Source organism: Paenibacillus sp. FSL R7-0652 (genome assembly GCF_038595045.1).
Lineage (GTDB): Bacteria > Bacillota > Bacilli > Paenibacillales > Paenibacillaceae > Paenibacillus.
In genome coordinates, this window is the sequence record NZ_CP152001.1 from 771436 (window position 1) to 784605 (window position 13170).

Consider the following 13170-nt stretch of genomic DNA (forward strand, 5'->3'; position numbering starts at 1 on the left):
GACTAAGTTAACGTTTCATTTTTCCGGGTTTTTGTCTCTTTACATTAGGTGTTCCTGTGGATAATGGCCTTGTTTTCATCCGGGACCAAGGTACGCGGAAGATCGTATCTTTGAGGTCTTTCTGGATATATGGTGCAAACGGAGTCATATACGAAATACCGAATGAGCGAAGGCTGCATAGATGAGTTACCGTAATCAGCAGCACGATCAGAATACCGTAGAAACCGAAGGCTGCGGCCAATATCATTAATACAAAGCGAAGAATTCGCACGGAAATTGAAAGGCCGTTCTCCGGGATTACGTAACTGGATATTGCCGTAATCGATACGATAATAACCATAGCGGCAGATACGACACCTGCGTCTACCGCTGCTTGCCCAATGACCAGCGTACCTACGATGGATACAGCCTGCCCGACTGTTTTGGGAATCCGGATACCGGCTTCGCGCAAAATTTCATAGGTCAATTCCATGAGGAGGGCCTCAATAAAAGCAGGAAAGGGTACACCTTCCCGCTGAGCAGCCAGGCTGATCAGCAGGTTGGTTGGCAGCATTTCCTGATGAAATGTTGAAATAGCGATATAGAAGGCCGGTGCCAGCATGGCGATAAAGAAGGACAGATATCGAATCATACGAATCAGTGTGCTGATATCTGCTCGCTGATAATAGTCCTCGGGAGACTGGAAAAAATGAACGAACAGAGCGGGAACAAGCAGAACAAAGGGGGTGCCATCGACGATAATGGCTACGCGACCTTCCAGTAAGGCAGCCGAAATGGTATCTGGACGTTCACTGTTATATACGGTCGGAAAGATCGTTTTTGTTTTGTCCTGCACAAGTTCCTCGATGTACCCGCTCTCCAGAATACTGTCGATATCGATCTCATCCAGTCTCCTGCGAAGTTCCTGAACGACGTCCTCGTTTACAATGTGCTCCAGATATACGACAGCTACGCGGGTTTTGGTGACTCGTCCAATCTCACGCTCTTCAATCCACAGATGGGGATCACGAATTCGTTTGCGGATTAATGCGGTATTTGTCCGCATATTTTCTGTGAAACCTTCCATGGGACCCCGTACAACCGTTTGGGAGACAGGCTCACCAACGGGACGATCCTCCCAGCCTGCCGCGCCGATTTTCAATCCGCGAGAGGATCCCTCCAGCAGCAGAATGATATCCCCTGCCAGCATGGAATTCATTACATCATCCATATCGTTGACCCAGAGTACTTCACCGGCAGTAAGAACATCATTCTGCAGGTAGGACAGATGTTCGTCGTCTGCAGAAAAGTCAGGCAAACTTCGTTCCTGCAGCAGAGACTGCAGGATGGCATTATTCAGAATCTGGACGTCAATCAGTCCGTCAATATACAGCAAAACAGATGGCCATTTATGCAGGGTCTGCAGCGGACGGATCATCAGGTCATTACTGTTACCCATGGCGTCCTTGCAGTACGTAATATTCTCATGCAGGTTGGGATGAATTGACTGTGATTCCTGCGGTGTCTGTGTTTCTGAAGCCATGCTGTCCCCCCTATCTATACATCCCTTTATTTGCAAGTAGTATGACCGGGAGTTTTTCAATTTATGAAAAAAAGATAATTTACGTTTTATTTCATAACGAATAGAAGCGAACGCAAAAAAAAGCCGTGCAGTCGCACGACTTTAAACCTAGATCACCAGACAGCGATCAGTCTGCATTTTGCTTTTGTCTTTGAGGAACAGGCACTGCCTTGTGGGCTCTGCGGTTTGTCCAGCTTTTACGATACCGATAGATCACGGCAATCAGCAGCACAAGCCCGATGACTGCCAGAATGACAGCTGTATATTTATGAGCGAGCGTGAAAATCGCGTTCCAGCCAGGTCCGAACAGCTTACCAATTCCAAGGAACAGCACTACCCAGAACAGTGCGCCCGAATAGGCATATAGAGCAAACTTGCGGAATGGAATCGCAGCAATGCCTGAGAAGTAACCCGTGAAGTGACGGACTCCCGGAATAAAGTATCCGATGAAAATTAAGGCGTTGCCGTACTTGGCAAACCACTTCTGTGTTTTATCCAGCTTGTCCGGTTTGAGGAAAAACCATTTTCCATATCGCATGATAAAGGGAAGGCCGGCTCGGGCACCAATGAAATACGTTATGGTCATGCCGATCGTCGTTCCGAGAAACGCCAATATCACAAGCGTACCGAAATCCAGCTGCCCTCTGTAGGACAGGTAACCCGCATATGCCATGGTCGTTTCTCCTGGGAAGGGAAGTGCAATAAACTCCAGCAGCAGACCGAAAAACAATACGCTGTATCCGTAAGAGCCGAATAACTGCTGGACCTTCTCAAGTATTTCCAATAGGTTCACACTCCTGGTGATTCATATGAATCAGGCTGTTCCGACAGCTGTATGCCCGTTCATATTCATTATTTTCTAATGCTACCGAATTGCAGATCAAGAATCAATGACCCCATTGCAGAAGCCTGTGACAATTGCAGTAAAATAATAGATCAAATGACGTCTTTTTTGTGATCCGTCCCCATATAATTCTAACAAATCTGCTGAAGTCTATCAGCAAATTCACTAGAGTGTGGAGGTTGATTCACCAATGGCACAGAAATCGGGAAGATGGACGGAACAAAAACAAAACGGGCAGCTTGCTGAACAGCAAACTTCATATCATTCCGCTGAGAGATGGCGATTGCGGCGGCATCTGTCCATGTGGTGCTCATTTGTTATACTGCTGCTGGCAGGGGTGCTTGGAGCAGGTGCAATGTCAGCTGAAGCGGCAGCGAAAAGTGATAAGCCAGACAAGGTAGTCTACCTGAGCTTTGACGATGGGCCAGGCAAACATACACCGGAAGTTCTGGATATTTTGCGCGATGAAGAGGTTCCAGCTACTTTTTTTGTGCTGGGAGAACACGCTGAGCGCATGCCTGGAATGATCAAACGCATGATACGTGAAGGGCATACCCTTGGCAATCATACATATAACCATGAATATAACGAGCTTTACCGCAATTTTCAAACGTTCTGGCAGCAAATCAAACGCACGGAAGATATCCTTAACCGCATTGCAGGCGTTCGCCCTGCACTTGTAAGAGCACCTGGCGGAACATACGGACATTTTGACCAGACTTATTTTGACCTGTTGAAAAAGGGAGGATACGCTGTCATGGACTGGAACGTGGACAGCGGCGATTCCAAGCGGCGGAATGTGCCCGCCAGTGAAATTAAAGCTCATGCTGTAAACGTCCCGGCAGGAACATCTTCTGCCATTGTGCTGATGCATGACGGAGGAGCACATGCCGAGACGGTGAAGGCACTGCCAGACATTATTCACTATTACAAACAGCAGGGCTACCGTTTTGAATTGATGCAGGCATCAGACAAACCTGTGCAGTTTCAGGTTAAACCTGCGGTTAAATATAAAAACCGTCCGTCCCCGAGTGCTGGCTGGATTGCCAAACATGTAGACACGAATGCAAACCAATGGCTCGCAGCCAAACCACTTCAGATTCAATTGGGATACACAACGATTGAACTTAGGCCTGGCGAATACCGGTTCAAAGATCAGAAAATCCTTGTTCCACTGCGCAGTTATATGACCAAACTGGGAGGCAGCATAAGCTGGGATCAAACCTCTGGTACAGCAACAACCTGGTGGAAAGACCGTATTGTGCAGATTAACCCGGTCAAGGGAACATTGACGTCCAAACGTTTACATAACCAGGAGGGCAGGACAGTACGGGGCGTTATAGAAAGCAGTGGAGGTACGATCTGGGCGGATGCGGGTGAATTAATGGAGCAGTTTGGGGCAGAGCAGTACGCTGTGCAATCAAGGGACAATGCGTGGATAATCACCGTGGACCCGCCGTGGACTTCGATGAATTTGAAACATTCCTACAGCATGATTTAAAAGAAATGGAGGATCATCTGACTATTCTCTCTACTTCCTGGTAAGAATGAATCATAGATTACGATAATCAGGATTTAAGTGACAGGGAAGGAGAGGTTAGTCCGATGACCAAGAAACGAATTGAACATGAACATGCCGTCGAGCTGTTGAACAGGGTCAGCAGTCGAATAGCCGAGGTGATCATCGGCAAGAAGCGGGAAATTCAATATATACTTACTGCGATGCTTAGTGAAGGACATGTGCTGCTGGAAGATGTGCCGGGTACAGGGAAAACCATGCTTATCCGCACGGCAGCTTCCTCGTTAAGCTGTGCAATGGGGCGTATTCAGTGTACGCCGGATGTGATGCCGGCAGATGTAACCGGTGTATCCATTTACCATGCGCCTGCAGGAGAGTTCAGGTTTAGACCGGGGCCGCTGATGAACAATATTGTGCTTGCCGATGAAATTAACCGTGCATCGCCCCGGACGCAATCTTCGTTATTAGAGGCCATGGAAGAACGCAGCGTGACGGTGGACGGCACGACCTATGCGCTGCCAAGACCCTTTCTGCTGCTTGCAACACAGAATCCGCTGCAATTTGAAGGTACGTACCGCCTGCCTGAAGCGCAGCTGGATCGGTTTATGATGCGAATTACGCTGGGGTATCCTGCACCTGAGCAGGAGGTAGAGCTGCTGTCTCGTGAGCGGAGTAACGATGTGCTGGAGAACATGCGTCCTATTCTGCTGGCTGAGGAAGTTACTGCAATGCAGCGTGAAGTCAGACGGGTGCATGTGGATGCCGTGATCAAGCAGTATCTCGTAGCGGTTGCCGTGGCGACGAGAAGTCACGATGCGGTGAGATTGGGAATCAGTCCTCGTGGAACGCTGGCCTGGATGACAGCTGTGCAGGCGTATGCCTATTTGCAGGGACGCAGTTACGCTGTACCGGATGATGTGAAATCACTTGCCGTACCGGTCCTCTCCCACCGGATTCAGCTGAAATCAATGAACAGGACAGACGGAAGTGCAGTGCAGGAGCAGGTGATCCATGAAGTGTTATCGACTGTGCCTGTACCCGTTCAGATGAGCGGTCAAGGCAGAGGGCGGCGCGCATGAGAGGGTTTCGCGGAAACTGGCCTCAAGTGATGGCTGCTGTTCTTCTGGCCTCTCTCTATTTCTGGCATGGCGGAAAATCAGCGTTGTTTCTGGCGGCTGTCTCCATGCTGATCTTGAGTTATGGAATACTGCTTCAAATCTTCGGTCCTCGTCACATTCATATACGCAGACATATCCGAAAAGATCAGATTGCGGCAGGAGAACGAATACGTGTTCATGTGCAGCTGGAGATTCGCTGTGTGCTTCCGCTGCTGTGGCTTGTAGTCTGCGACAACACCCCTGCAGGTGTACATCGTAAATTATTTTTTCCGGGTATGAAGAGGCAGTGGTCTTATCAATATGAGATAACTGGTCTTGCCCGGGGAGTGCATGCGTGGGAGCAGGGGCGAGCGTACTGGGGAGATGTTTTTGGATGGAACAAGGCGTACACCGTGCTTGAAGGTGAGCAGCCGATTGTGGTGGTACCAGCCTCCGCCGGACATGCCGGGTCGTCCATTTGGCCGGAAGCGTGTACGAACAGCGGGGAAGGTATGGGCTTGCATCGACATGTAGAGGGTGCTCCCGGAACGGAGATTCGTGAATATCAGCTGGGAGATTCTTTTAATCAGATTCATTGGAAAAGCACGGCCCGAACCGGAAAGCTCCACACATTGATTCCTGAAATGCCGCAGCGTACCTCGCTGGCGGTTGTAGTATACGAGGAACATTCCGGTTACGAGAAGCATGGTGCTGAAGATCAGACGCATGAAGCGTTTGAACGAGCAGTGATTGGCGCTGCTGATTGGGTTCGGGAAGCGGCAGATGCACAGATGCCCTGTCAGCTCTGGCTGAGCGGGGAAGAGCTGGCCGGTAAAGCGGACATGCCTTTGGGAGCTGTGTCACGGCATGAAGTACAGATAAATCGAAGCGGCGCTGCTGGAGAGGTGCAGGGGACCGATATTGATTCAGAGGAAAGATTAGCCTATGCGTTGAAACGGCTGGCTTACGCTCGTTTACGTAAGGAGATCGTACCGTCTGAAGTCCAGCTGGATGTTAGCAGGCTGGAACAGCTTCCTTACGGTTCAAGTATCCTCGTATTTACGGGACAGCTGGATGAACGCCTTGTGGTCTGGCTTGAGTATGCGGCTGCCTTGGACTTTCAGGCAGTTGTGCATTTAGCCAATGCTCCTGCAGCAATAGGCGGATATACAGAGAACAGCGGATATTCCTCAGCTGATTCTCACGTTGGTCCATTTGAAGAAAAGCAGCATCGACTGGAAGGAAAGCAGGATAAAACACTGGATCAGGTACGGAAGGCTACAGGCGGGAATGCAGCTGCTGGAGCACCTGCGGCGTCCATCCCGTCCGTAAATACCAAGCGTACGGAAGAGTGGACGGGGCGCCTTATATCGAAAGGGATACGGGTAGTCTGTCAGGAGGCTGCTGCAAACGGGGGTTCGTTTGGCGGGAAGGCGGGGATTGTCGATGTGGGAGCGTAAAACAAAGCTTCGCACGGCATTTTCTGTTTCACCTGATCAGGCGGTTAAGAATCGCAGTTCAAGAGAGGTGCCGCCGTTATCGGTTGATGGCCCATTAACTGCGCCTTCGCTTTATCTATGGTTGATCACAGCAGGGCTGCTCGTATTGTGTATGGAATGGATATATCCTGTGACTGCTGCCGGTCAAACGGGCAGTGAGCGCTTTGCTGCGGTTATGGCGTGTTATTCGGCCGTTCTCTTATCCGCTGGAATGATTCGAACAGGCTGGGCTGCCAGTATCGTACTGCGCGTGCCTATTATATATGCTGCATTATGTATGATGTACGGAGCCGGTCATCCAATCGAGTGGGGTGTATCCTATCCCTCACTGCTTAATGCTGATCTGGGGGAATGGATCGACAAAGGGCACTTTCGTGTGATGAGCAGAGAAACCAGAGGGTTGTTCATGCTGTGCGGCTGGAGTATGCTGCTTGCTTCGGTGCAGTATCTGGTGATGCTTCGCCGCAGCATCTCTCTGTTTGGGGTCGGAACGTTAGTGTACCTGATTATGCTGGAGAGTTTTGCGGAATATGATGCTTATGGCTCGGTGGTCCGTTCAGTATGCTGGATGCTGTGTATTCAGGGTATGCTGTACCTTTTGCGTCTGTATGAAGGAACAGGTCATGTAGAATCTGGACCGGATCAGCCCAATGAACCTCAAAGTAAACATCGAAGAGTACATCGGCATACAGATGGAATTGCGCATCAAAGGATAGGTAGAAGTACACATCAAAATGTATACGCAAGCCGAAGTGGATATCAAAGTACAGACCCGGGCACAATTCAAAGCACGCAGCAGCGTACAAACCAAAGTACACTTCAAACTAGGATGAGCTGCAGAAAGAACAGCTCTCGTCCAATGCGGAGAAGCGTTTTTCTCTCCTGGATAGCTGTGTCGTTAGGAGCTGCTGTCAGTTTGGTACTGCTGTCTGTGGTTCCTGCCCGTATGACCTTCGTGTCACCTGCCGGGCACATCTCTGTTATGGATACGGTCGAACGATTGGCCAAATGGGCGGGGTATACTCCTTCTCGCAGTGTGCCGGCCGCCTTCAGTGTAACAGGGTACAGTACAGTCGATGCGCCTATGGGAGCACCCCTGGTACAGGGAAATGATCCTGTATTCACGGCAAACACTCCAGTGTCTACATATTGGAGAGGAGAAACACGTTCTTATTACAATGGAAGTGCGTGGAGTGATGTGGAGCAGCGCTTTCGTTACGCGGACGCTTCGGGTTTACTGCGTGCCGATGGATGGGAGGACCATCCGCATTGGCAGCGGGTTCGTCAGATCATCACCATGGAGAAGGAGTGGCGAGGGCCTAATCCACTGTTTACAGGAGGGCTGCCGGTAAGCTTGTCTTTTCAAGATGGCAGCAAAATGAATGGAAAAAATGAAAAGTCACTGCTGTCCAGTGATGATACAGGCACTTTATGGCTTGCTGCAGGAAGGGATCGAACGGAACGTGTTCGGAACTATACTGTGGATGTCATGGTACCGAATGTGACACCTGAGGAACTCCGGCAGAGTGCTGGTATGGAAAAGAAGAGCGTTAGTGAAGATGAGAAGAAGCGCTTTGGCGTGGATGAACAGAAAAGTGCTGGTCTGGATCACAAGAAGAATCGTTTGAATGAAACAACGAGCACTGGCGTGAAGACACAGGAGAATCTTGCCGGGAGCAGAGATAATCCAGTTGATCCGGCCTCCATACGCAGAAAGGATCTGCAGCTCCCGGGTACGCTTCCGCAGCGCGTAAGAGATCTGGCTGCCGAAATTGTCGGTACGAGTGCATCGAGGTACGATGCGGTTCAGGCCGTACGCAGTTATCTGCAGGCCAATGCCCGCTACTCGCTGGATACCCGGATGCCGACACGCGGCACGGATTTTGTGGATGATTTTCTGTTTGTGACCCGGGCGGGATATTGCAACCATTTCTCCACCGCCATGGTCGTACTGCTGCGTGCCGAAGGCATACCGGCACGCTGGGTGAAGGGTTACGCCCCGGGAGAGGCAGACCCCCAGGTTCCCGGGCGTGTTGTTGTCACCCAGGGAGATGCCCATTCCTGGGTAGAGGTATATTTTCCCGGCGTAGGCTGGATACCGTTTGAAGCTACGCCGGGGTTTGGCTCTGCGCAGGCTGAAGATGCCAGCGCTGCGGTTGTCGCCGCGGCACAGCCTGGCGATGGGGCCCTGCTGCCGGGAATGAGCAGCGGGCTTGCCCGTGCAGGCGCGTGGCTGGCTGCGCGCGCACGGAATTTGGCCGCAGCGCCATGGCCAGCCGCGGCAGCACTTGCGGCAGCGGCGCTGCTGTGCGCCGCTGCGTGGGCCTGCGTGCGGAGGCTTCGCCCCGCGCTGCGGCTTGGGCTGCTGCTGGCGTGGCCGCGCAGCAGCTTCCCGGACCGCGAGCGGCTGCTGCAGGCTGCCGCTCCGGTCTGGCACGCGCTTGCGCGGCAGTACGGCCCGCGGCCGCCGGGCATGACGCTGCGGGAGTACGCAGCGTCACCCGCCGTAGCCGCAGGCACGGACGGCGCGGACATCGCGCGCTTTGCAGCCGATTGGGAGCGGCTGCTGTATGGGCCAGACCGTCCGCTGCGCGCGGACAGTCTCGATTTCCTGCGCCGGGCACTTCGCCTGGCCCGGCGTACCCCAAGACGCCAGCGCTAATGCCTGCGCCAGCGCAGGAACAGGAGCAAGTCCGATGCAGGTACAAGCCTGCTCCGCCTACTTAAAGTATTAAACACGGTGGAGCATCCTGCTCCGTGCTTTATTGAAGCTGGATAGAAATATGAACTATCTCGCTTCCCATAAAGTCTCGTTTGCCCAAGGGTGAAGGAGACTTCTTTTGTTTTTTACAATAGGAATTCTGGGTCATCTCTCGGGGGCCTAACCCAATTGCTGTAATTCCTTTCAGTTTTCAACCTCAATGTGGACGGGACTAAACGGAACTTACCCTCTTTAACGATCCCCAGTGACGCTATTTGACCCATTTTGGTCACTTGGAAAACCTAACGATCCCTAGTAACCTTATTTACCTGAAATACCGCGTTTTTCGCCGGCTTTCAGGTGTTTTAGTTCAAATAGGACTCCTGAAAATCGTTAGGTCTCCAAACAGCCTCCAATGTTCAAAATAAGGTTCTGTGGAATCGTTAGCACTTTGAATTACACGTATCATTGCTATTACGGCTGCGGCTCGGCATATTTCTTGCAGCATGGCCCGTACCTGCTTTCCTAAACAAAGCTGCCTTATCAAAGCCTGCCTATTCTACCCCACGGCTGAGATATGCTTCGAATCCAATGGATGAAATCGGTGCTTTAATCCAATTCTAAAAGGACAGAAAAGATAGAGCATATGTGCAGATCGTATTGAACCAAAGTGCATCACGAAACCCGGGCCGGGGAATGGCAGCGGATGTCGCTCAATGTCGCAATTCCTCGTTGCCTGCCCGAAAATGGAGTTTCGTCTTTCCTTGACGGTAGGTTTTGTCGTTGCGTATAATTAGTTTCATTAATTGAGGGAGGCACGGTAATGAATAAGCAGAATGAAATTGTGGTTGTCCTTGACTTCGGGGGCCAATACAACCAGTTAATCGCCAGAAGAATCCGGGATCTTGGCGTATACAGCGAGCTTTTGCCGTATAACACACCAGCGGAGAAAATTGCAGAACTTGCACCAAAAGGGATCGTGTTCTCTGGAGGTCCATCCAGCGTATACGCCGAGAATGCACCGCACGTTGATCCGGGCGTTTATGACCTGGGCTTGCCAATCTTCGGTATTTGTTACGGAATGCAATTGATGGCACAGCAGCTTGAAGGTAAAGTCGAGCGCTCCGAGAAGCGTGAGTACGGCAAAGCTGACCTGGCGTTTGCCGCAGGTGCCGCACTTGCAAAAGGCATCGAAGGCGAGCATACCGTATGGATGAGTCACGGTGACCATGTTGTCACATTGCCTCCGGGCTTCAAACTGGATGCAGGTACGGAAAGTGCGCCAATCGCTGCAATGAGTAACGACGAGCGCAAATTGTATGCAGTTCAGTTCCACCCGGAAGTACGTCACTCCGTTCGCGGTAACGACATGATTCGCAATTTCCTGTTCGAAATCTGCGGTTGCGAAGGCAATTGGACGATGGAAACCTTTATTGATGACACCATCAAAGATATTCGTGCAAAAGTAGGCGACGGCAAAGTGCTGTGTGCGCTCAGCGGCGGCGTGGATTCTTCCGTTGTGGCAGCCCTGCTGCACAAAGCGATTGGCGATCAGCTGACATGTATGTTTATCGACCACGGCCTGCTGCGTAAAGGTGAAGCAGAGAGCGTAATGGAGACGTTTGTTGGCAAGTTTGATATGAAGGTTGTCAAAATCGATGCGCAGGAACGTTTCATGTCCAAGCTGGCTGGCGTGGATGATCCGGAGCAAAAACGTAAAATTATCGGTAACGAGTTTATTTATGTGTTTGATGAAGAGTCCAAACAGTTCGACGATTTCGAATTCCTGGCTCAAGGTACACTGTACACGGACATCGTAGAGAGCGGTACAGCTACGGCACAGACGATCAAATCCCACCACAACGTGGGCGGTCTGCCGGAAGACATGAATTTCAAACTGATCGAACCTTTGAACACACTGTTCAAGGATGAAGTACGTAAAGTAGGTACAGAATGCGGCCTGCCGGACGAAATCGTACACCGTCAACCTTTCCCTGGTCCGGGTCTTGCGATCCGTGTGCTTGGTGAAGTGACGGAAGAAAAACTGAAAATCGTTCGTGATTCCGACTATATCCTGCGTGAAGAAATCATTAAGGCCGGTCTGGACCGCGAAATCTGGCAGTATTTCACCGCCCTGCCTAACATGAAGAGTGTTGGCGTTATGGGTGACGCACGTACGTATTCCTACACGGTAGGTATTCGTGCGGTGACTTCGATCGACGGTATGACAGCAGACTGGGCACGTATCCCTTGGGACGTACTCGAGAAAATCTCCGTGCGGATCGTTAACGAGGTGGATAACGTAAACCGGATCGTCTATGACGTAACTTCCAAACCACCTGCAACGATTGAGTGGGAATAGGTCGTTAGTTATTCACAATATTAATCGTTCTGGAGCCTTGATAAGATAGGGTTTGTGGCACTTGCTCCGCTGGCAGTACGGTCACACCTGCAGCAATACATTGTACAAGTTACTCCCTTTTATTTGCGTTGTTTCGCAAATTGAAGGGAGTTTTTTTTGTGACCAGAATGAAGAATCTAGTTGAGGATTTTATAGTGGACCAAGAGACCTTTCTCAGAGCAAAGACATAAATCGACTCTTACTTATTGTGAATGTAAAGGTATCAGGATGGATTGTGATTTTAAAATTTGGCTTCGTGTCTTCAAGTAACATGATTAACAATTGAGAAATAATCCCTGATATAAAACTAATGAAAATCCGCTAAATCGTCGTTTTGGCGGTTCAATTTTGTTCAAAGATGATTTAAATCAATTTATACATAGTAACTGCAGATTTAAATCGATAGACTCAAGTTAAGGCTGTTGTGTTGAATGAAGACAGGGTCATAGGAAGGGGGATAATGAATGAACGAAATGATAAAGAAGAAGTTACTGGACAAAAATGAACGGCTCATTAATATGGTCATCGAACGCGTAAAAAGAGACTTTCTTGACGATATCGCAATTATCGGGCTTACGGGTTCATTTAATACCGGAGACTTCCACGAGAAGAGCGATCTTGATCTAGTTATCATTAATAATACAGATAAGGGCTGGGGAATATCCGATTGCTTCATCCTGGACGACGTTGGTTATGATATCTACTGCACGCCATGGAATTCAAAAATACAAGAGCAGTCCACTTTGGAGAGTCCCCACGTATCGAGTCTAACCGAACTCAAGATACTCTATTATGCAAACCCTGAAGATTTGGAAAAATTCAATGACTTCCGGCGAAAAGCTCTGGATGCACTTGCGAAGCCGATAGGAGAAGATTGTCTTAACCGGGCGATTAAATGGATTGATCTGGCTAAGCAGGCATACAGCGATACGATGTTGGGTGATGATATTGGCGCAGTGCGGCAGGCATCCGCCGGTGTTCTCTACAATCTGGTCAATGCGTTAGCCAGTATGAATAATACATGCATCAAGCGAGGAATCAAGCGATATTTGCAGGAGACATGCTCGTTTCGCTATGTACCGGACGATATCAAAACCTTATACATGTCAATCATCGAAGCTCCCAGCATTGAAGAGATCCGAACGGCATCTTTGAATATGTTAAAAAGTGTTGCGAGGTTACACGGCACAATGTGTGATAATTTCACTGCTAAGCCTGCTCCGACCTATGAGAATCTGAAGGGAACATATGAAGAATTGTGGAGCAACTATCGCAATAAAATGTTGAATAGTGTTATAGATAACGATGCTTCCTACGCCTTTCTTTCGGCCTTTGGTGCACAAGAGTACCTTGACTATATGACTGTGGAGAAGGGGACCAAAAAATTTGATCTCATGCAGTACTTTGATGCAGGGGATTTACAAGTTATGAGTGAGAATTTCCTTAAAGTAATGGATGAATATCTAGAAGAGTATGATCAGGTTGGCAGAGAAGTCAAACGTTTTACAACTTTCGAGCAGCTGTATGACCACTATATGCATCAGTAGT

At 49.8% G+C, this 13170-nt stretch carries 8 protein-coding genes; 6 read left to right on the forward strand and 2 right to left on the reverse strand.

From position 1 onward, the window contains the following. Window positions 1-7: 7 nt before the first annotated feature. A complete protein-coding gene (locus MKY97_RS03620; protein WP_342554157.1) occupies window positions 8-1522 on the reverse strand; it encodes a spore germination protein in 1515 nt (504 codons plus the stop codon). 166 nt (window positions 1523-1688) lie between these two features. Further along, window positions 1689-2345: a DedA family protein gene (locus MKY97_RS03625; protein ID WP_342554158.1), complete on the reverse strand. Its 657-nt coding sequence runs from the start codon at window positions 2343-2345 to the stop codon at window positions 1689-1691. A gap of 250 nt (window positions 2346-2595) precedes the next feature. Here MKY97_RS03625 and MKY97_RS03630 point away from each other — a divergent pair, with 250 nt between their 5' ends. The 6 genes from MKY97_RS03630 (at window position 2596) to MKY97_RS03655 (ending at window position 13169) form a co-directional block, all read left to right on the forward strand. Further along, entirely contained in the window at window positions 2596-3906 is a 1311-nt protein-coding gene (locus MKY97_RS03630; protein ID WP_342554159.1) for a polysaccharide deacetylase family protein, read from the forward strand. Window positions 3907-4010: 104 nt separating this feature from the next. After that, window positions 4011-5003 carry a MoxR family ATPase gene (locus tag MKY97_RS03635; protein ID WP_342554160.1) on the forward strand — a complete coding sequence of 331 codons (993 nt, stop codon included), beginning with the start codon at window positions 4011-4013 and terminating at the stop codon, window positions 5001-5003. Then, window positions 5000-6481, forward strand: coding sequence for a DUF58 domain-containing protein (locus MKY97_RS03640; protein ID WP_342554161.1), 1482 nt, complete (start codon window positions 5000-5002; stop codon window positions 6479-6481). Before MKY97_RS03635 ends, MKY97_RS03640 begins: the two co-directional genes overlap by 4 nt. Beyond that, window positions 6468-9182: a transglutaminase domain-containing protein gene (locus MKY97_RS03645; protein WP_342554162.1), complete on the forward strand. Its 2715-nt coding sequence runs from the start codon at window positions 6468-6470 to the stop codon at window positions 9180-9182. The genes MKY97_RS03640 and MKY97_RS03645 overlap by 14 nt, the downstream gene beginning before the upstream one ends. An 862-nt stretch (window positions 9183-10044) precedes the next feature. After that, the gene (guaA, locus tag MKY97_RS03650; RefSeq protein ID WP_342554163.1) at window positions 10045-11583 is read left to right on the forward strand and encodes a glutamine-hydrolyzing GMP synthase; all 1539 of its coding nucleotides are present in this window, start codon (window positions 10045-10047) and stop codon (window positions 11581-11583) included. A 503-nt stretch (window positions 11584-12086) separates the two neighbouring features. Further along, complete coding sequence (locus tag MKY97_RS03655; protein ID WP_342554164.1) at window positions 12087-13169, forward strand: nucleotidyltransferase domain-containing protein; 1083 nt, start codon at window positions 12087-12089, stop codon at window positions 13167-13169. The last annotated feature ends 1 nt before the right edge of the window (window position 13170 follow it).